The organism is Paenibacillus sp. LS-5 (assembly GCF_056121505.1).
In genome coordinates this window covers 77,342-98,024 of sequence record NZ_JBWAVA010000012.1, presented here as the reverse complement: position 1 = coordinate 98,024, position 20,683 = coordinate 77,342, and the positions used below count along the sequence as shown (strand labels likewise).

General features: G+C 50.7%; 21 protein-coding genes. 12 read left to right on the top strand and 9 right to left on the bottom strand.

Going from position 1 to position 20,683, the window contains the following annotated elements; genetic code table 11:
- Positions 1-96: 96 nt before the first annotated feature.
- From AC0MA3_RS17725 to AC0MA3_RS17715, 3 genes are all read left to right on the top strand, one after another.
- A complete protein-coding gene (locus AC0MA3_RS17725) occupies positions 97-789 on the top strand; it encodes a response regulator transcription factor (protein WP_379154285.1) in 693 nt (230 codons plus the stop codon).
- Positions 779-2,113: a sensor histidine kinase gene (locus AC0MA3_RS17720; protein ID WP_379154283.1), complete on the top strand. Its 1,335-nt coding sequence runs from the start codon at positions 779-781 to the stop codon at positions 2,111-2,113. The genes AC0MA3_RS17725 and AC0MA3_RS17720 overlap by 11 nt, the downstream gene beginning before the upstream one ends.
- A 111-nt stretch (positions 2,114-2,224) precedes the next feature.
- Entirely contained in the window at positions 2,225-2,701 is a 477-nt protein-coding gene (locus AC0MA3_RS17715) for a DUF2231 domain-containing protein (RefSeq protein ID WP_379154281.1), read from the top strand.
- Between the two features lie 92 nt (positions 2,702-2,793).
- On the opposite strand, the gene AC0MA3_RS17710 is transcribed toward AC0MA3_RS17715, so the two are convergent.
- Both AC0MA3_RS17710 and AC0MA3_RS17705 read right to left on the bottom strand, forming a co-directional pair.
- On the bottom strand, positions 2,794-3,666 hold the full coding sequence (locus AC0MA3_RS17710; RefSeq protein ID WP_474657160.1) for a carbohydrate ABC transporter permease: 873 nt from the start codon (positions 3,664-3,666) through the stop codon (positions 2,794-2,796).
- Between the two features lie 15 nt (positions 3,667-3,681).
- Positions 3,682-4,632 carry an ABC transporter permease gene (locus AC0MA3_RS17705; protein ID WP_379154277.1) on the bottom strand — a complete coding sequence of 317 codons (951 nt, stop codon included), beginning with the start codon at positions 4,630-4,632 and terminating at the stop codon, positions 3,682-3,684.
- 143 nt (positions 4,633-4,775) lie between these two features.
- On the opposite strand from AC0MA3_RS17705, the gene AC0MA3_RS17700 reads away from it, so the two are divergent.
- The 9 genes from AC0MA3_RS17700 to AC0MA3_RS17660 all read left to right on the top strand — a co-directional run bounded on the left by AC0MA3_RS17700 (position 4,776) and on the right by AC0MA3_RS17660 (position 15,490).
- On the top strand, positions 4,776-6,611 hold the full coding sequence (locus AC0MA3_RS17700) for a cache domain-containing sensor histidine kinase (protein WP_474657159.1): 1,836 nt from the start codon (positions 4,776-4,778) through the stop codon (positions 6,609-6,611).
- Positions 6,592-8,202, top strand: a complete 1,611-nt coding sequence (locus tag AC0MA3_RS17695; protein ID WP_474657158.1) for a response regulator transcription factor — start codon at positions 6,592-6,594, stop codon at positions 8,200-8,202. Before AC0MA3_RS17700 ends, AC0MA3_RS17695 begins: the two co-directional genes overlap by 20 nt.
- Positions 8,203-8,306: 104 nt before the next feature.
- Positions 8,307-10,001, top strand: coding sequence for a type 2 periplasmic-binding domain-containing protein (locus AC0MA3_RS17690; RefSeq protein ID WP_379154270.1), 1,695 nt, complete (start codon positions 8,307-8,309; stop codon positions 9,999-10,001).
- A 173-nt stretch (positions 10,002-10,174) separates the two neighbouring features.
- A complete protein-coding gene (locus AC0MA3_RS17685) occupies positions 10,175-10,927 on the top strand; it encodes an SDR family NAD(P)-dependent oxidoreductase (RefSeq protein WP_474657157.1) in 753 nt (250 codons plus the stop codon).
- 177 nt (positions 10,928-11,104) lie between these two features.
- The gene (locus AC0MA3_RS17680; protein WP_474657156.1) at positions 11,105-11,791 is read left to right on the top strand and encodes a response regulator transcription factor; all 687 of its coding nucleotides are present in this window, start codon (positions 11,105-11,107) and stop codon (positions 11,789-11,791) included.
- Positions 11,781-13,043: a sensor histidine kinase gene (locus tag AC0MA3_RS17675; protein WP_474657155.1), complete on the top strand. Its 1,263-nt coding sequence runs from the start codon at positions 11,781-11,783 to the stop codon at positions 13,041-13,043. Before AC0MA3_RS17680 ends, AC0MA3_RS17675 begins: the two co-directional genes overlap by 11 nt.
- Before the next feature lie 194 nt (positions 13,044-13,237).
- Positions 13,238-13,783: an FMN-binding protein gene (locus tag AC0MA3_RS17670; protein ID WP_474657154.1), complete on the top strand. Its 546-nt coding sequence runs from the start codon at positions 13,238-13,240 to the stop codon at positions 13,781-13,783.
- A gap of 11 nt (positions 13,784-13,794) precedes the next feature.
- Positions 13,795-14,694 carry an FAD:protein FMN transferase gene (locus tag AC0MA3_RS17665; RefSeq protein WP_474657153.1) on the top strand — a complete coding sequence of 300 codons (900 nt, stop codon included), beginning with the start codon at positions 13,795-13,797 and terminating at the stop codon, positions 14,692-14,694.
- A complete protein-coding gene (locus AC0MA3_RS17660; RefSeq protein WP_474657152.1) occupies positions 14,681-15,490 on the top strand; it encodes an RnfABCDGE type electron transport complex subunit D in 810 nt (269 codons plus the stop codon). Before AC0MA3_RS17665 ends, AC0MA3_RS17660 begins: the two co-directional genes overlap by 14 nt.
- Positions 15,491-15,605: 115 nt before the next feature.
- On the opposite strand, the gene AC0MA3_RS17655 is transcribed toward AC0MA3_RS17660, so the two are convergent.
- From AC0MA3_RS17655 to AC0MA3_RS17625, 7 genes are all read right to left on the bottom strand, one after another.
- Complete coding sequence (locus AC0MA3_RS17655; RefSeq protein WP_474657151.1) at positions 15,606-16,091, bottom strand: GNAT family N-acetyltransferase; 486 nt, start codon at positions 16,089-16,091, stop codon at positions 15,606-15,608.
- Between the two features lie 296 nt (positions 16,092-16,387).
- Positions 16,388-17,314, bottom strand: coding sequence for an ADP-ribosylglycohydrolase family protein (locus tag AC0MA3_RS17650; protein WP_474657150.1), 927 nt, complete (start codon positions 17,312-17,314; stop codon positions 16,388-16,390).
- Between the two features lie 103 nt (positions 17,315-17,417).
- On the bottom strand, positions 17,418-18,416 hold the full coding sequence (locus tag AC0MA3_RS17645) for a Gfo/Idh/MocA family protein (RefSeq protein ID WP_474657149.1): 999 nt from the start codon (positions 18,414-18,416) through the stop codon (positions 17,418-17,420).
- Between the two features lie 86 nt (positions 18,417-18,502).
- Entirely contained in the window at positions 18,503-18,853 is a 351-nt protein-coding gene (locus AC0MA3_RS17640) for a DUF1648 domain-containing protein (RefSeq protein WP_379163566.1), read from the bottom strand.
- A gap of 47 nt (positions 18,854-18,900) precedes the next feature.
- A complete protein-coding gene (locus tag AC0MA3_RS17635) occupies positions 18,901-19,230 on the bottom strand; it encodes a nucleoside triphosphate pyrophosphohydrolase (RefSeq protein WP_474657216.1) in 330 nt (109 codons plus the stop codon).
- A 49-nt stretch (positions 19,231-19,279) separates the two neighbouring features.
- The gene (locus AC0MA3_RS17630; RefSeq protein WP_474657148.1) at positions 19,280-19,666 is read right to left on the bottom strand and encodes a (deoxy)nucleoside triphosphate pyrophosphohydrolase; all 387 of its coding nucleotides are present in this window, start codon (positions 19,664-19,666) and stop codon (positions 19,280-19,282) included.
- Positions 19,667-19,813: 147 nt separating this feature from the next.
- A complete protein-coding gene (locus AC0MA3_RS17625; protein WP_379163573.1) occupies positions 19,814-20,536 on the bottom strand; it encodes a YceI family protein in 723 nt (240 codons plus the stop codon).
- Positions 20,537-20,683 lie beyond the last annotated feature (147 nt).

Below are 20,683 nucleotides of genomic sequence, written 5' to 3'. Positions count from 1 at the left end.
TGCACGCTGCTCTTTTTGGTGTCTGCAGTGATTTCATTATTTTTTCATGATTACAGGATATAATGAGCCATATATAGAGCTCCTGAGGAGGCAACCATGCGCATTCTATTAGTAGAAGACGATACCAAACTCGGGTATATGATCCAATACAAGCTGCAGCTTGCAGGACATCTGGCAGAATGGGCCCGCAACTCGGATGAAGCGGAAGTGTTCTTCTCTTCCGCAGAATTTGATCTCTACATTCTGGACTGGATGCTTCCCGGCAAGACCGGCCTTGAGCTGTGCAGACAGCAGCGCCGTCTGAATGACAACACGGCCATTCTAATGCTGACCGCACGCGGCGAGGTTGAGGACCGTGTCAGCGGACTGCTCACCGGGGCGGATGATTATATGATCAAGCCCTTCGCCTTTGAAGAATTACTGGCCCGCATTACCTCCTTGGACCGCAGAAAACAAACGCAGGGATATGTGAACCAATATGCGGTCAGCGGCCTGCGGCTGAACCCGGCGACACAGGAAGCAGAACGTGCCGGAGTCACTTTTACCCTGACCAACCGCGAGTTTCAGCTTCTCGAGTTTTTGGCGCGCCATCCCGATGAGGTGCTGTCCAGAGAGCGGATTCTTAATTATGTCTGGGGCAACAATGCCGATGTTACGCTGAATGCGGTGGATGCGGTGATCAAGCTGCTGCGCAAAAAAGTGGATGACCCCTTCCCCGTGAAGTTAATAAAGAGTGTGCATGGAAGAGGCTACCGCCTGATAGATACCGGAGCTAGCCATGATACCTAATACCCGCAGGCAATTAACCATCTTTTACAGCACCATGATTGGACTGATCCTGCTCCTCATGGCGGCTTCCTTCTATTGGGTACTAACGGATGTGCTGCATAGGGATGAGCGTCATAATCTGGAGTCCGCCGGGCAAAAGGCCGTAAACGAATGGCTCCATCCATCCCTGGAGCCGCAGGAACAGGAGGAAATACGGGAACAGCGCCAGGAAAACAGCCAACGGATGGAATGGGAATATCTGCAGAGTGACCAATTTGCTGTGATTACAGATCTTTCATGGACCATCTTCGTTCATTCACCAGGGGAAAATAACCAGCTGCTCAAACCTTCCTTCCAGCGGCTGCTGGATGCCCAAGGAATTAACAACTATGTTCATTTAAGCATCTCTTCGGGGGACAGCAGAGCGAATTATGCGATACTGCGTGTGATGACAGGTGATAATAAGCACCCTGTTCTCTTGCTCGGGGAAGAGGTGAGCAAACAGGAACATGTATTGAAGGAGATGCGGCTGCTTCTCATCGGGATCACCCTTCTCCTCCTGGCGGTGGCCACCATCGTAGGATATATACTGGCTGGCCGGGCTATGGTCCCCCTTAACCATGCGTTCACAAGACAGCAGAAATTCACGGCTTACGCCTCTCATGAACTAAGGACACCTTTAAGTGTACTTCAGCTGTCGGTAGATATTCTGGAAGAGGAGCAGCACAAGCTTTCACCAGTCCATCAGACGGTACTTCAGGATATGAAAGAAGAAATACAGCGCATGACCCGTTTAACCGGACAACTGCTTACCCTGGCCAGAAATGATGCCTCTCTGCAGCAGATGAGACAGGAGGTATTCGACCTGCAGCATAGCCTTTCTTTTGCAGCCGCAAGAATGCAGCTTATGGCTCAAGAGAAAAATGTGAAGCTGCAGCTCCACATTGCGGCTACGGAAGATGCCTTTACCTGTATGGGTGACAGCGAACAGATTGACCAGCTTCTATATATTCTTTTGGACAATGCCATCAAATACTCTGCGGAAGGAGGCACGGTCACGCTGGGGATTTCCCGGAATGACAACAGCACTGTAAATGTAATCATTCAGGATACGGGCTGCGGGATTTCCGCGGAGGATCTTCCCCACTTGTTCGAACGGTTCTACCGGGTAGATCAAGCCCGAACAAGAGAGCATGGCGGCACTGGGCTGGGGCTCGCAATTGCGTACGAGATCGTCAGCAGGCACGGCGGCAGAATCGTCGTAACCAGCACTTTGAATCAGGGGAGCACATTTACGGTGATCCTTCCTGAAGCCAGACGAATCCTTAGACAACCACTCAAGTAGAAACGGCTACGCCGACCGATAAGGACGGTATCCGTTTCAGCGAGAAAGATAAGGATAATTGTTTGCGCGAAGCATATAAATCTTATCTTTTAATAAAATGGAGGTTTTACTATGTTTTCTGAAGTTTTTAACCACATCCACCCGATTGTCGTACATTTCCCTATCGCGCTCATCATCATTGGTTTTGGGTATGATCTGGTAATCGCCCTGAAAAAACGCACTTTGAATCCTGCCGGAGGGTTATGGATGTGGCTTCTTGCTGCAGTGGGCTCCTGGATCGCTATAGCGACCGGACCGGAAGATGACGCCCGCGGCGTGACTTCATTCTTTGAGTCCCACGAGACACTCGCCACCCTGACTGCTTGGGCCGTTTCTCTGATCGTTGTATGGAGATTGCTGATGTTCTGGAAAGGCAAACGTGCTTTTGTAAAGGTTCCGCTTGTGCTGTACTTGGTTCTCTCCCTTGTCTCTTGCGGCCTCGTGCTCGGAACCGGATATTACGGCGGGAAAATGGTGTATACAGATGGTGTAGGCGTATCCGCTAACGGTGCTGCGGTCAATCCCCCTGTACAAGGAAACCATAAATAATCTACACAAGAAAGAAGCCGATGCTCACCTGAAAAGGGAGACTCGGCTTCTTTGGGTTATCCGTCTGATCAGATAAACTGTACTTTTAACGGCTATTCTTTAACAGCACCGACCACAATCCCGGTTACAAAATACCGCTGTAAAAAAGGATACACCATCAAAATCGGCAAGGCACTGATGAATATCTGTGACGCCCGGATCGTCCGCTGCGACAGATTGGCAACGGCGGTCGGATCGAGCTTCGACATGTCGGCCTGTACGATAATGGTCTGCATAAAGGTCGCCAGCGGGAGCTTGGATGCATCCCTGATATAGATAATCCCGTCAAAATAGGAATTCCAATGCCCCACCATAATAAACAGGGAGACTGTGGCCAGTACAGGCAGGGAAACCGGCAGATACACGCTATAAAAGGTCCGGAATTGCCCAGCCCCGTCAATAAAGGACGCTTCTTCGAGATCCTTTGGCACCGTACGGAAGAAATTCAGCAGCAGGATAATATTGAACACAGCGACCAGTCCCGGAAGGATCAGCGCCATCAGGGAATCCATCAGCCCAAGCTTCAGTATCAGAATGTAGCCTGGAATCAGGCCGCCGCTGAACAGCATGGTGACGACAAAGTACCAGAGATAAATATTCCGTGCCCGAAATACACGGGTTTCCTTGGAGAGCGCGTAAGCAGCTATGGTATTCACAACCAGGGCAAGCGCCGTTCCGAGCACGGTCCGTTCTACAGACACCCATAAGGAGGAGAGAAAGTTGCTGTTGTTAAATGTTTTTGCATAAGCCTCAAGGGTAAATCCGATAGGCCAAAAGGTTACCAGACCTGCGTTGGCCGGAGCCGTCGAACTGAGGGATACCATCAGCAAATGATACAGCGGAAGCAGGCACAGCACGGAAATAACCGTCAGGAAGACATTATTGAAGATACTGAATATGCGGTAAGACGCCGTTTTGTGATACATAGAATGTCATCCTTTCTAAAAGATTCTGTAGCCGGCAAACCGGTAGGCCAGACGATAGGAGATCACGATCAAGATAAGGCTTATCGCCGATTTGAACAGATTTACCGCGGTGGCAAAGCTGAACTGTCCGCTGAGCAGGCCTTCTCTGTACACAAAGGTGTCAATAATATCGCCCTGCTGATAGATCAAAGGACTATACAGGTTAAATACTTGGTCAAAGTTCGCGTTCAGCACGTTGCCCAGTGCCAGTGTGGCCACTACGATGGCAATCGGAATCAACGCCGGAATGGTAATATACATCGTCTGCTTCCAGCGTCCAGCCCCATCCACTTCCGCTGCTTCGTACAGCGAAGGATTAATGCCGGATAACGCGGCCAGGAAGATAATCATATTGAAGCCGAATTCCTTCCAGACATCACTGAAAATAATTGTGAACCGGAACCAGTTGCCGTCGCCCAGGAAGAAGATCGGCTTAACACCGAACACACTGGAGATGAACTGGTTGATCAGGCCCGTCTGGGCAAGCATATCAATCAGAATCCCCGACAGGGTAACCCAGGATAAAAAGTGCGGCAGATAGACCAGCGTCTGAATGGTTCGTTTGAGCGCCATCTTTCTGACCTCGTTCAGCAGTAAAGCGAAGAAAAACGGAATGACCAGGTTCATGATCATCTTGGAGCAGGCAAAGAATAGCGTATTCCATGTAATCTGCAGGAAATATTCATTCTGCCACATGTATTCGAAATGTTTGAGTCCTACCCAAGGAGAATCAGCGAATCCGAGCGCCGGCTTATAATCCTGAAAAGCCATAAGAATCCCGCCCATGGGGATATAAGAAAAAATAAACACCATAACTGCCGCCGGCAGCACCATAAAGTGGAGCACCCACGGCTGCTTAACCCTCTTTTTCCTCGATAAGCGCGGCGTTTTTCCAGGATTCACCTGCTGTATAGTGTTAGCTTCCATCGCTCTCTCCCGCTTTCAAAAAATTATTTTGTGTGTTGTATGAATCTCTGCTATAAATAGTAGCAAGCATTTCTCAGGTTTGACTATATTACTTTATTAGGCTCGCATAGGGATTTATTAGGGCTTCGTCTGGGGGGACAACCATGGGTCTAAGTACAGCTATTCATTTCGTTAAAGAAAAATCCTGGAGCAGATTTAGTTTGTTCGCCAAAATGAACAGTCTGATTATTGTGCTGTTTATTCCGATCATCATCGTATATACGTATTCCAATAACGTTACCTTCGATGTAGTCAGTAAAGAGCTGCAGGAGTCCAACACCAAACAGCTGACTTTTTTGTCCAGTCAAATTGATTCACGGATCAACCAGATGATGGATTTCAGCCTGGTATTCTCCAAAGATCCGAATGTCAGGAAATTCAATGGTCTGAATATGTGGGAAGACCGTTACGACCACATGCAGACCCGTTATGTCATTCAGGAGAAGATGATGCTCCAGTCCGGGTTAACGGATATCTGGCCTTCCAGATACGCTGTATATTCCCAGCAGAATAAGGATGTCATTTCCAATTACGACAAGCCCACAGGTTATGATGAACACTACTTGAAGCAAAATATGAGCGGTAAATGGACATACAGCGACGGCAAATCCGGTTATCCGGGGCAGACCAAGGCCTTTTACTGGTTCTATAGCGATTCTATTGCTCCGCAGGGAACGTTCACGGGAAGTGATCTGGTGGTTGAAGCCAGCTTCAGTTATGAGAATATCCAGAACATGCTGGATACGTATAAGGCAGGGGGACAAGGTGATCCGTTCTTCTATCACAAAGGGAATGCGCCGATCCTGAACCGCAGTGCAGACCAGCAACTGACGGGTGAGCTGATTACTTATCTGAACGAGCATTCACCGGACAACAGCACACAGCATGTAGTGAAAATGAAGAATAAAAATTATCTGGTCAGTTCGGTGAAATCCTCCAATCTGGACTGGTACCTGGTTGACGTTGTACCGCTAGACCGTATCCTCGGGCCCATATCCGGCAGCCGCAATTTATTCTATGTATCCATGCTTCTGCTGTTTGTTGTTGGAATCTCGGCTTCTATCCTGCTGTACAGGAATGTTCAACAGCCCATCAAAAAGCTCATCAAAGGGCTTAGACGTGTGCAGCGGGGAGACTACACGGTACGCCTCCACTCCGAGGAACAAAACGAATTTTCGTTTCTCTTCCACCGGTTCAATGATATGTCTCATCAGATTCAGGATCTGATAGAAAATGTATTCAACGAAAAAATCCGGGCCCGTGAGGCTACCCTGAAGCAGCTTCAAGCCCAGATCAATCCGCATTTTCTGTACAATTGCCTGGGATATATTATCAACATGGCCCAAATGAAAGATGAAGAAGCCGTGGTATCGATGGCCTATAACTTAAGCGCTTACTATCGCTATACCACCCGCATGGAGCGGGATACAGCCACCCTGGACGACGAAGTCAAACTGCTGGTCAACTATTTGGATATTCAAAAGCTGCGCAATGGCCGCATTGAGTATCATATCGATATCCCCAAGGAGATGCTGGCCCAGACCATACCTCGTCTTCTGCTACAGCCCATTGTGGAGAACTCCGTCATCCACGGGGTCGGAAAATCTTACAGTTCCGGTGAAATCCGGATCAGCGGCGAGTGTACCGGAGGCTTCTGCCGGGTGTATATTGACGACGACGGGCCGGGTCTTAGCCAGGACCAGCAGGAAGCGCTCAACCGCAAGATGCGGGAGCCGCTGCGCGAGGAAATGGGCTGCGGTCTTTGGAATACGAATCAGCGGCTTATCCACCAGTTCGGCATCCTCTCCCGTCTACATTTCAGGGAATCCCCGCTAGGCGGTTTCCGGACAGAGATTATCTGGGAAATTCCGGCCCTGGAAGAGCAGTATCCGTACACTAACCTACAAGGAGCCACACTTCATGCAAATGATCATCGTTGACGACGAAGCCCACTGGGTAGATAACCTGTCCATGACCAAACCCTGGCACACGCTGGGCATCGAACAAGTACACAAGGCCTATTCCGCTACCGAGGCGCTTCAGATCATCGAAACGCACCCTATCGATATTGTGATCTCAGATATTCAGATGCCTGAAATGACGGGACTTGAACTAATTGAGCGAATACGGAAACGGGACAAGAAAATCAAGTGCATCATCTTAACCGGGCATTCAGAGTTCGAATTCGCCAAAACAGCCATCCAGCACAGTGCAGTGGACTACCTGCTTAAGCCTCCGACAGACCATGAATTACTCGGTGCCGTCCAAACCGCCATTGATCAATTGAATGCAGAATGGGAGCTGGTCAGTTCCCTGGAGCGTACCCAATATACGCTGAGAGAGAACCTGCCCCTGCTTCGCGGACAGTTGCTTCTGAGTGCACTTCAGGGGCAGCGGATGTCAGCCGACGAATGGGAACGCAAGCTGGGGAGCTATGGTCTTCCCTTCAGCCGCGGGGACGGTGCCTTGATGCTGGTCAGGCTGGAAGAAGAATTCGGACAGTACAAGAATAACGGGCAGCCCCTCATTGAGTATGCAGTCATCAATATGGCGGAAGAGATTATTGGCGAATTCATGGAGGTCTGGGGTGTCAAGGAAGAGCATGGCTATCTGGTCTTTCTGCTTCAGTTGAAGGAGCGGGCAGCAGATCTGGGGAAGGAAGGCCTTCTGGAGCAGTTGTCTGTACAGCTGCAATATAAGGTCAAACAATTCCTGAAGGGTTCACTGTCTATAGTCATCACAGAATGGTTCAAGTTCCCTGAGCAGCTGTCTGACCGGTTCCGCCAAGCTTCAGCCTACTTCCGCCAGATTGTCGGGGATGAGCGGGAATTCGTGATGCGGGTCAGTGAACCCGGCGAGCAGGCAGAACAAGGACCACTGGATGCCCTCTACACACCGCCTTCCCTGATTCATCTGCTGGAATCCGGACATTGGGAAGCTGCCGAGACCAAGCTGATGGATGTATGTGCAGAACTGGATGAGAAATGGCCTGAATCCTGGGAGCACTGCATGGAGGCCGGGTTCTTAATCTCGGCGGCCTTCTCGAACCTCGCACACCGGAATGGACATACGCTCGGGAAGCTGCTGGGGACAGATATTGAAGCGCTGCAGAGCGGGGAAGCCTTCTCTTCCATCAACAAGCTCAGAGTATGGTCCGTGAGCGTGCTTGGCAAGCTGAAAGAGGGAACCTCCAGCGAAATCAAAGACATCCGTTCCCTCTACGTGAAGAAAATCCAGGAGTTTACAGATAAGAATCTGCATCTGGATGTGTCCTTGCGGGTGCTGGCAGACCATGTCAACCTGCATCCCACCCATCTGTCCAAGATCTACAAGATCGAAACAGGTGAAGGCATCAGTGAATACATCTCGCGCCTGCGTATGGACCGGGCCTGCCATATGCTGAAGACTACCGCCAAAAAGGTGTATGAGATCAGCACAGACATTGGGTACATGGACCCCGCCTACTTCATCAAGGTATTCAAACGCCAGTTTGGGGTAACACCGCAGGAATACAGGGACGGAAAAAAATAGCATGATAGAGTCCTATCGAAACTAAGAAACTCATATAGATGCCTTCCCCTCAAAGTTGGTACAGTACACATGTAAGCATCATACACAGTAGGGGGACATGATGAATGAATACATTCCAAAAATTTGGCTCGTTGCTCGCTGTTACAGCTCTCGTCACATTGACAGCCTGTAGCGGAACATCCAATGACAATGCATCAAAAGGCAATGCCGCTTCTAATTCTGATAGCGCCAATAGTGCCACTACCTCTGAAGCCGACGCAGCCTTTGCCAAAGGCAAATATGATCCGCCGATTGAGATCAGCTCTGTCTTAATGCCGAAGAAGTACGTGCAGGGCGACACGAAGGAAAACAATGTACATGACCGCTGGATGCTGGAGACCCTGGGAATCAAGCATAAAGATACCTGGTATCCTGCAAATGATGACCAATACAGACAAAAGCTTCAGCTTGCGATCTCCTCAGGCGAGAAGCTTCCCGATTTCGTATCGGTACCTACCAATCCGGTACTGACTAATCAATTAATTGATTCCGGCCAGTTCATTGCGATTGATGAGCTGTTTGACAAATACGCCAACAAGACGCTGAAGGACCATGCCGCTGCGCACCCTGAGCTCTGGTATCCTTTCATGAGAGACGGCAAGAAATATAATATGCCGATCATGGAATATACGGACAATGACGATACCCTTCTCTGGCTCCGCGAGGACTGGATGGAGAAGCTGAATCTTGAGGCTCCCAAGACCATTGCCGACTTAGATAATATCATGGACAAATTCAAGAACCAGAACCCTGACGGCCTGGCTCCTGATAAAGTATTTCCACTGGCTATTTCACTGAAAAATAATACGAATACCTGGATGGGTTCGCTGGACTGGTTGTTCGGAGCTTACGGCACCATCGAGGAGCAATGGAACAAGGATGCAGACGGCAATCTGGAGTATGGCTCCGTGAACCCGGGTGCCAAGCAAGCCCTGGCGAAGCTGAAAGAATGGATGGATAAAGGATATATCCATGCTGACTCCGCTCTGTGGGATGAAGGAAAATCCGCTGAGAGCTGGACCAAAGGCACGGCAGGCATTCTGCCAGGGGCCCAATGGGTTCCAGACTGGCCCGCTCCCGATCTGCTCAAGAATGTGCCGGGCTCCAAGTACAAAGCTTATCCAGTTCCCGCAGGACCGGATGGCAAAATCGGCACCAAATGGCAAAATTCCGGTGTCAACGCCAGTATTATGATCAACAAAGATGCCAAGCACCCGGAAGCGATCTTCCTGTACTACAACTATTTGCTCGATAACGTGGCGAATCCGACCGCAGGCAGCCCATATGAATATGGCTTTGCCAAGGGCTACGATTGGGATATTATTGATGGCCAGCCTACCAGTGATAAAGAGAAGATTAAAGACTTCAACAATGAATTCCCGTTCCTGACTGGTCCGGCCCGTATTCCTGATCTGTACATGAAAACACTTGTTAAGCTGGCAAACGGCGAAAAGCCGGTTACCCCTTATGAGAAACAAATGGCTGAGTTCCGCAAGCCGGAGAACTGGGCTGCCGCCAAGATCGTAATGTCGCAACTGGATATCCGCAAGCAGAACTATTTCACAGGAGCAGCCACGCCGACTATGGTCTCCAAGTGGAATCTGCTGCGCCAGTCCGAGATGGAAACCTTCAACAAAATCATCTACGGCAAATTGCCGGTTGATGCCTTTGATGAATTCGTCACCAACTGGAAAGCTAACGGCGGCGACCAAATCACGAAGGAAGTCAACGATTGGTACAAATCAGTATCAGCCAAATAATTAGAAACACGGGGATGACTCCAAAGCCAGCAATCGGCTTGGGTCATCCCCTTCTGTTTTTGAGGGGAATCCCTGTATACCAGCAATTGATTATGCTAAACTGACGAATGGAGCCGCAGATACTCCCTATGGACCACAGCAGTCATCATACAGCAGAAGGAGAGATGATTTCGTTGGTAAATGTAAAAGGAAAATGGGCATTGATTACAGGCGCAAGCAGAGGTGTAGGTTATCAGACCGCTTTATTTATGGCGGAGCAAGGCTGCAATCTTATACTTCATAGCAGAGACCTGGCACATACCGCAACAGTGGAGCAAGAAGTTAAGGCATTAGGGGTTGAAGCCTATTGTGTGCAGGCCGAGCTTGGCAAACATGAAGAAGTGGTTGCCATGCTGGATGAAATTGAGGATAAGCGTACGGTTGTGGATATTGTATTTAACAATGCAGCTGTCCAAATTGCCTATAGAGCGGATTACTGGAACACGCCGGTTGATGATTATGAACAAAGCTTCCGGATTAATTTCATTTCCGTTGCCACCATTTGTAACCGTTTTATTCCAAAAATGATCGAGCGTGGTTTCGGGCGGGTAATCAACACCACCAGTGGCATCAAAAACGAGCCTGAGCAGTCAGGTTATGCAGCCAGTAAAGCCGCCCTCGACAAATTCACCAAAGATCTGGCATCCCGGCTGGATGGAACTGATGTCATCCTTAGCTTAACCGATCCCGGCTGGTGCAGAACGGATCTCGGCGGACCGAACGCCACCAGCCCGGTAGAAAGCGTAATTCCCGGGATTGCAGTGGGCGCTTTTGTGGATGACAAGAAAAGCGGACGCTTCCTGCATGCACAGGCTTTTACGGGCATGACCCTCGCGGAGGCCGTAACCAAGGCTGAAGCCATGGAGGCTACCCCCTACGTTATCTAGACCAATCATCTTCATAGCCTCAAGACAAGGGTGCTCTGCTAAGGAGCACTTTTTGTGATTATCAATGAACTATAATGCAAGGTCAAGCGGTTACTGGCACAGCTTTAATAAAAAATTAATCTGCAACTGATACTATGAAAGCAGAATGAAAGCAGAATGAAATCAGAGGGGATTCGGATGAAAATACTAATTGTTGAAGACGAACTTCCATTGCTCGAAGCGATCATTGAAATCTATGATAATGAATCCTTTGAAGCAACAGGGGCTTCGAATGGGGATGAAGGTTACTACTTGGCAGAGAACGGAAGCTATGATCTTATCGTGCTTGATATCATGCTGCCGGGAATGAACGGTCTTCAAATCGTCAAGCAGCTGCGGGAGAAGCAGGTGGCGACACCCATCATTATGCTTACGGCAAAAGACAGCGTCGAGGACTCTGTGAGGGGACTGGATGCCGGTGCAGATGATTATGTGACAAAACCCTTTGCTGCAAGCCTGCTGCTCGCCAGAACAAGGGCCGTATTGCGGCGCCGGGGAAACGTGAATCTGGAGGGCAATATGACCTGCGGCGAGATTCAATTGATCTCCTCTTTGAGAGATGCCTATGCCGGTGAGGAAGCTTTGAAGCTCACCCCCAAAGAATACGAGCTGTTGGAATTTTTGCTGTGCAACAAAGATCAGATTTTATCGCGGGAACAAATCTTCGAACGGATATGGGGCTTCGATTCAGAATCGGCTTCTTCTGCCGTGGATGTCTATGTCCACCATCTGCGCAAGAAGCTGGCTCCGTATGGAGGCGATCTCTATCTGAAGACCATCCGCGGAGTGGGGTATCTGCTGAAAGGAGAAGCCCATGTTCAGTAGAACCCGCCGTCAGTTAGTATTGCTGAACTCAGCAGTTCTTGTATTCATTTTACTTGTATCAGGCTTCGTCCTGTATATCCATCTCCGCTACCGGTTATATCATGAAGCAGATGAAGCGATCCTGAATACAGCCAAAACGATGCAAAGGGCTTCCATCGACCAGATGCTTCAAGAAGACCACCCCGAACCGGATGCCGACCGGAGAACCTCCTATTTCTTCTGGGACCGGCAAGGAAAGCTGATGATTCAATATCCGAAGCAAGGCTTCACCCGTGAAGAGGCCCAGCGATTCAAAGATGCTGCCGCCGGGAGTTCACCCAGGACTGTGGAGACCGGCGACGACCGGGAATACCTGTCTTTGGGTTTTGCTAACCCCTCTGAAGTAACGGCTGGCTCCCCTGCAGCCTTTCATACCGCTTATGTAGTTGTGGTCAGAAATCTGGAAGAGGAGAACAAAATGCTCGGTTCACTCCGTATGGACCTCGCTATAGGATGCGCCGCAGGCGTACTCTTTTCGATACTCATCGGCTTCTTCCTGGCAGGGCATGCCCTTGTTCCGATCCGGCGGTCTTGGAACAAGCAGCAGCAGTTTGTTGCGGATGCCTCTCATGAACTGCGCACGCCAACTGCTGTGATCCAGACCCGCACCGAGCTGTTGTTCCGTCATCCCCAGCATACTATTGAAGAGGAGAGCCAGAACATTGCGCTGATCCTAAAAGAAAGTAAACGCATGGGCCGGCTGATTGATGATCTGCTGACCCTAGCAAGAACCGACTCCAACCAGCTTCAAATTCACGCTGCCCCGGTTCCGCTGCATCTCCTCCTTCAAGAGATCACCGAGCAGTTCGGGCTCTTGGCCGAAACCAAGTCTATTCAGATTCATTCCCATTTCCAGCCTGCCGAAATCGAGGGTGACGACAACCGCCTAAGACAATTGTTTATTATTTTATTGGATAATGCGCTGAAGTTCACTCCCCCGGACGGATTCATCAACCTGACCTGCCACACTTCTCCCCACTCTGTCCGTGTCCTCGTGAAAGACAGCGGCTGCGGGATCAGCCCGGAAGATCTTCCGCATGTGTTTGAACGCTTCTATCGCGGAGATAAGAGCAGATCCCGCACCGAAGGCGGAACCGGCCTTGGCCTGTCTATCGCCGAATGGATCGTACTTGCCCATAACGGGACAATCCGTGTCACCTCACAGGAGGGGAGCGGCACAGAATTTCAGCTCATTTTCCCCAAAAAGTTGTAGTGTTCTCTCCGGCTGTGTCTTTTCAAGTAGAACCGGCTGCGCCGTCCTCAAAAGGACGGTATCCGTTTCAGCGAGAAATATAAGGATAAATATAGGGTGAAACTTATACTTTCTTATATTTTAAGAAAATCTCAATAATCCCTTCTTATACTTAGAGTATTCACACGAGCATTCTATTGGAGGGATTAATCGATATGGCGAAGATGAACAGCAAATGGGTTATCCTGTGTTCCGCTGCAATTGGGGCGATCTACACTGCAGGATATTATTCAACCGACACGCTGGCGGCTATTCAGCAGCCCGTACCCTATAGCCAGGTAAGCGGCTCATCCGGGAATCAGAGCAGCAAGCTGGATAGCCAGCCGGTCGGCAGTCAGGTCAGTGTTAAAGTCAGCAAGCCAACCAGCAATCCGGCCAGCACTAAGGTCAAGCCCAAAGCTGCCACTGCTTCCCCCGCTCCCATGGTCAAAAGCAAATATAAAAGTGGAACTTTCTACGGCGCAGGAAACAACCGGCGGGGATCTATTCAGGTAGCGGTGAGCATCAAGAATGATAAAATTACGGACGTAGAAGTCAGTAATTACAGAATGCGCTACTCCCAAGGCTATATAGCCGGCTTACCCCAAGAGATTATACAGAATCAAAGTGCTAAGGTTCACAATGTATCAGGCGCAACCTACAGCACCCGGGCATTCAGAGACGCTATCCAAAATGCGCTGGACCAAGCGTTGAACGCTTAACGGAGGGTATCATGAAGCGGACCAAATTGTATATGGATACCACTGTGGAAATTCAGGTTATTACCGGCAGCATACAGGAATCAGCTGCTGCTGCAGCGTTGGAACGGGCGTTCGAAGCCTTTCACAAGGTTGAGCAGGCCTGCAGCCGGTTCAGCCCAGATAGTGAGCTGGTACAGGCTGCACGGCAGATTCAGACCGCCGTACCGGTTAGCCCGTTTTTATACGAACCTCTGAAGTTTGCCCTGGAGATGGCTGAATGGACAGATGGCTTATTCGATCCCACCGTGGGACAAGCGCTGGAGAACTTGGGTTTTAATGAGCATTATTTAACCCGGCAAGCGATGCACAGCTCTATCTCTTCTTCCGCCTCCTACCGGGATATTATCCTGGATGAGGAGAAGCATACGCTATATTTACAGAAACCGCTGGTCATTGATTTAGGAGCGGTTGCCAAAGGATTTGCCATTGATTTAGCCGCACATGAGCTGCGGGCTTTTGATGGCTTTGTCGTCAATGCGGGGGGCGATCTGTATGCCGGAGGCTTGAATGAAACCGGGAGCAAGTGGCGGATCGGCATTCAGCATCCTGTGAATCCGGAACAAATTCTTTACACGATTGAACTTTCCAATGAGGCCATCTGCACTTCCGGAAGCTATGAACGCAGAAGCCCCATCCACCCGGAGACTCATCATATTATTGACCCGGGCAGCACAGAATCACCACAGGAAATGGTTAGCTGCAGCGTGATTGCCCCTTATGCCATGATGGCGGACGCCTTCTCGACAGCCAGCTTCTTGTCTGGTGTGGAGCACGGGACGGCGCTCATTGACCAGGTGAAGCTCAAGGGACTCTTCATCACTTCCGATTTAACATCAGTTACGCTTGGAGGGATACACATTGAAAAAGGTTAAACAATGGATCAAAACGCCCAAAGGGTATGTCACCCTGTGCATGCTTGGCTATGTACTTCTGGCTTCAGCCGGGTCCATGGATATCAAAGGCATCATCAACGCGGGCATTGCTGTCATTATATCCGTAGCCGCCGATATGCTATGTACATCTCTGGTCAAAAAGAAACGGACTCCGCCCTATAGTGCTGTCATTACAGGACTTATCATCGCTCTGATCTTAAGCACTAGCGCTTCGTGGATCGTTGTCGCTGCGACTTCCCTGCTCGCTATTGTACCGAAATATGTGTTTGTGAATAAGAAAAAAGCCATCTTTAATCCTGCGAGTCTCGGCCTGCTGCTATCGAGTCTGCTCTTTCAAACCGGGCAGAGCTGGTGGGGGGCTTTCGGCGACCTCCCGGCCTGGACCTTGATTTTCCCCTTGATCGGCGGTTATCTGGTGACGAACCGTGTGAATAAATTCCCTTTGATCTTTTCTTTTCTCGGCACATATTTCGCCCTGCTGCTGATCATGGGAATATTCCAGTTCGGTGACGCCACGGATGCCCTGCGGATTCCATATATCAATGCCAGCCTGTTCTTTGCCCTGTTTATGCTTACGGACCCGCCTACCTCACCGGCCAAGTATAAGGATCAAATTATTTTTGGTATTCTATGCGCTGTTGTGGGAGCTCTGGTGTATGCATACTTCGGCGGTTTGATCTACTTATTTGTGGGGCTGCTTGCCGGGAACCTGTATCACTACGCAAGAACAAGACCTTCTTATCGTACACAGGCCTCAAGAGCTTCGTTATCGTGATGTTGAACTTGCTCATAACACTCCCCGGAACGATGGGGCCCGGGCTATACGTTGAAGAGTGGAGGTAACTTTAAGAAGCTATCCTTCCACTTCTTCAAGATAGGCTCCCGCTCCCTCAGCGGTCTTCATTACTTAGCACCACGGATGTCTCGATCTGCCGCTCCGGGATATTCCAGTATTTACTCAGCAAATCCCGCTTCTTGTCTGCCTGGACTAGCTTGAACCCATTCTTCATGTAAAAGGAAATGGCCCAGTCTGCCGCTTCCCAAGTGCCGATGAGGATGGGCTTATCTGTACGTTCTGTAATGTGCGTTAGCAGTTTCGTTCCAATCCCGCCTTGGCGCTGGGCTGTTCGGACATAAGCATGTCTGATCAAGGCGACTTCACCCTTATCCTGCACTCCCATCACACCGCACAGTTCTCCACCGTCTTCGAATCCCCAAAAAACGACCCCATCCTCCATCTCATGAACAAGTTCAGTTCTGTTCATATACGGCTCATGGTACCGGTCCTCCGGAATAATACCTTGATATGCCTTGGCAGCATCGTTGATAATCCGGTACATGTTGTCCTCGTCTTTCTGCTCACACAATCGAATCATCGGGCGTCTCTCCTTCCTATGGATTCTTTTCTTATATAAAAATATGCTGCATTCGTGTTCACTTTTATAGTGTGGATGTTCAGCTATTCGCCTGCTTCTGCCAAATCAAATAATTAAGGGAAATTATACCATGAATGCCTGAAAAAAATTAGGGGCTAAAAAGTAAATCCCAACCGCTCTTTTCCAATGAATGAACAGGCCAAAAAGCCCCGCAGCTGCGGAGCCCCATACGTGCCAATCTCTGCTTACTTCCCCTTACCTTCTACTCATCCTTAGACAGCCAGCGCTGTCATTCGCTACCTTCCCGCCCGCTCCATATACAGCCGCCCGGCATAATCACGAATCAGCCCGCGCAGAGCGAGCAGGTCTGACCAATGCGCAGGAATGCCGCCGATGCCGTAGTAAGCTCCGGCAATCTGGCCGTAGACGGCGCCGGTAGTATCGGCATCATCACCCAGATTCACAGCCAGCCGCGCACCTTCGGCGAAGCTGGCTGACTGGTGGAACGCCCATAGGGCCGCTTCCAGCGATTGTACCACATAGCCGGAACCCTGAATCTCCGGCGGAGCCTTGCGCTTGTAGGAACCACGCTTAATATCCACGATGCTGCCGGACAGCATATCCTCCCGCAGCCAGCCGCCGAAGGCATCCGGGGCCAGCATCTCCTGCTTGCTCCAGCCCTGCAGTCCGGCTAGGATGTAGGCTGCCATCAGGCGGCAGGCATCCACACATTCCGCAGCAGCATGGGTCGTCCGCGAGCTGAGCGCAGCGTACGCTATGGCAGCAGCCGGGTCCTCTGCATAATAGAGAACCACAGGAGCTAGGCGCATGATCGAGCCGTTCCCGGCAGCCCGCGGATCTTCCGATCCGCTGGAGGCTTCGCCGCTGGCCTCGAAATGCATCAGCGCGGAGCGTGTCGCGTTCCCGATGTCGAAGCACTCTCCCGTGCTGCTGAGGTAGCCTTCACGGAACCACCGGACATACCGCCGAAGCTGGTCGGCGGGATCAAATCCCCTGGACGCAAGCAGGCTGTCCGCCAGGCACAGTGCCATCGAGGTATCGTCCGTCCACTGTCCCGGCTGCAGTCCGAACACCCCGCCGCCCACAATATCCTCCAGCGGCGCAAAGGTCCCCGGGGCCTTGAACTCGGCGCTGGTCCCCAGCGCATCACCCGTCGCCAGTCCCTGCAGACAGCCTTGATAACGGTCAATATCCAGTGCCATGTTACACCTCCTGCATTTCTCTCCTGAGCGTTGTAAATAGCCGATTGCTTAGCATCTACCCTACTGAGCAGGTAATTACTATGCTAACGCCTACCTCCGGCGTTTATTCACCGGGGTAGACTAGCCCCCACTCCGCACGCACCTGATCCAGAAGCCTGAGAATCGCTAACGATTCATCCAGCGTCAGTACCGGGCTCTCCGTAAGTCCCGCCTGCAGGCAACGTCCCACTTCCTCAGCTTCAAAAGCATATCCGATCGAAGCACGGTCATCTTCAAAGGTCTCCACTAGCTCGCCGCCAACATACAGCTCGGCCGATTTCGGGTTTACAAAAGAACCTTTAACTACAATATGGCCTTCTGTGCCGTACACATAAGCCTCCTGCAGCATATTCAGGCGTATCCCGCCGTTCAAAGAAGCCGATTTGCCATCGCCATAGGACAACAGCAGCGAGAAATGTTCATCTACCCCCGTTTCCCCCATGGATACCGTACTGGTTACTTTCTCGGGATGGGGTCCAAAGATCATGGATGCAAAGGAAATCGGATAAATGCCGACGTCCAGCAGCGCCCCGCCGCCCAGTGCCGGGTTCAATAGACGGCCCTCAGGGTTCCAGTCGGCACGGAAGCCCAGATCCGCTTTCACCATCCTAGCATCTCCGATCCGCCCTGCGGCAACCCAGTCCCTGACTTTGACGTTGGCGGGAATATAGCGGCTCCACATCGCTTCCATCAGGAACAGCTTATGTTCGCGGGCATAGGACACGATCTCTTCAAGCTCACCGCTGTTCACCGTGAACGGCTTCTCGCAGAGCACCGCCTTGCCGGCACGCAGAGCAAGCAGCGCATTGTCTTTATGAAAAGGATGCGGCGTCCCGATATAGACCGCATCCACCTCCGGATCATTGACCAGATCCTCGTAGGAGGCATGGGCTACAGGAATCCCGTGGTTTGCGGCGAATTCATCGGCATTCTCCTGATTGCGTGAGCCTACAGCGTAGGCAACCCCGTTCGATGCATGGGCCAGATCGGTTGCGAACTGGTGCGCAATCCAGCCGGTGCTGAGAATTCCCCACTTCACCTTGTAAGCGTTATCGAATGTCATTCATGAATCCTCCTTGATATTGGGCTTATTTCCCCTTGATTCTATCAAACTATAATCTATGAGTACAGTCAGCGCAGGCCAGTCTGCTATATCATAGCAAGCAAGGCACACACGCTGATTGCAGCGAACCCGGCCGTCACAAGCAGGGTGGCCGCATTCCAGATCCGGTGAATGAACGCCACATTATGGATATAGCTCTTCAGAAATATTTTTCGTAACACATATTGAAGCAGCTGCATAAATCCAAAGCCGATCCAGCTGAGCATGCACAGCAGAGTCACATCCACACTCCATTTATCCACAAACCGGTCAGCCGTGGTCCCGTTATAATGAATCGGCACAAAATCCGGCATCCGCGGGTAGAGATAGAAATACAGCACGATCGGTACAATTGCGGCAGCACTGCATAAGAACAGTGTCAGTCTGCTTTTGAACATCAATGGTCAACCTCCTATTGCTTGAACGAGAAACACACGGTACACAGCTAGCTGCCTTCTTCTACCCGTAACAGTAAAATACGCTCCTGAAATCCGCCGCGGCGCCCCGCCTTATCTGCACGAATCTGCTCCAGCATCTCGGGGCTCGCCCCGTGTATCTCTGCCAGTGCCCGAATGACCTCCAGCACATCCGCAAGCTCTTCAAGTGCCAGCCTGTCGTTGTCCTCACGGAGATACTCTTCGGCTTCCTCACGCAATTTCGCACGCAGCTGAGTAATGTACTCTTCTTGCTCCAGTACTCTTGTCACGCAGGCATGCCCCCCGGCAGCAATCAGCTCCGGTATGCCGTCACGCACAAGCTTATGATACTCAGGCAGAACAAACAGCCCCTTCCTATGTATATTCTATCGTCTGTTATCCAGCTTACTATAATGAATCCAGCAGTCTGTGTACAAAAGGAACATCCGCAGGGGCAAAAGCAAACCCTTCCAGCTCATTCACACTCACCCAGCGGGCATCATCATGGTCGCTCAGTCGGATTGGGCCTGCCAGATATTCGGCCTCCCAAGCGATCAGCCTGATCTGGAATCCGTCATAATCATGTTCATTCACTCCAAAAGCTGCATAAGGAAGAATGTCGATGCTCATCTCCTCCATCAGCTCTCTGCGCAGGCATTCCGGCACCTCTTCGCCTGCCTCCAGCTTGCCGCCCGGGAACTCCCATAATCCAGCCTGCGATTTGCCCTCCCGCCGGCGGGCGATCAGGATCTGTCCATCTGCATTATGTATAATCGCTGCCGCTACTTCAATCATGAAGCTTCCCTCCTTCAGGCTATAAGTAAAAATATACCGCTGCGCAGGATGGATATCCAGCGTAAAACAAAAAAAACTCCTCCCGGTAACCGCAAAAGGTGCAGCTGCCGGGAAGAGTCTTGTCATGATTTTATTGAAGTGTTCCTGTTATTTCGACAGTACAAGCTCCAGCCGGACCTCCAGATTATTCTCGGTGTCTAATACAATCGAGTGAGGATTGATCATGCCGAAATCTTCAAAGGTTACGGTAGTAGTGCCTGACAGCATTAGCTGTCCGCCGCTATATACGGCCTGACTGTCAAAGGTGACGTCCTTTGAGATGCCTTTGACTGTCATCGTGCCCTGCAGCTGAACGGGTACCGCCGTGCCTTCCGTCCATTCCGCGGGCAGCTCCGAGAAAGACTTCACAGCAAAGGTGGACTGCGGGAATTCTGTTACCGAAAGGAAGTCCGCTCCCTTCACATGCTCGTCTCTCTGGCCGTTGCCGGAATCAAGCGCGCTCATCTCCACGGTGCCCTCGCCGGTCATCGCCCCTGCATCGTCCAGGTTCACATTCCAGGTTCCCGTAACCGACGGGTCCACGAAATTGACAGTTTCCTTGGAGGTCGTTACCGACCAGTACACTTTCGAAGTGCCGGCGATGTTCCAGGCGCCGTTAAGCTGCTCCGCTGTAACAGTTGCTCCTGCCCCTTCTGTAGCGGCAGCCGCATTCGCGGTATTCGTGCCGTTTGCCGTTTCCTGCTCCTGTGCCGGAATGACGGACTCAATTTCAACCTTATTGCCCAAGCTGTTATTCAAAAAGATAAATGCGGTGATGGCCCCTACGATAACGACTCCTGCTGCGGCTATAGCGATTGTTTTTTTCTTCATCCTGATTCCTCCATCCCTATTTTCCTATGTGATCCGATATGACCTGGTTCCCATTGTAACAAAGCCATATGTCGGGAATAAGTCAAAGCATCCCCATCCGTATTATGATAAAATTGTCGTAATTTTAACTAATCCTAAAGCTGTCAG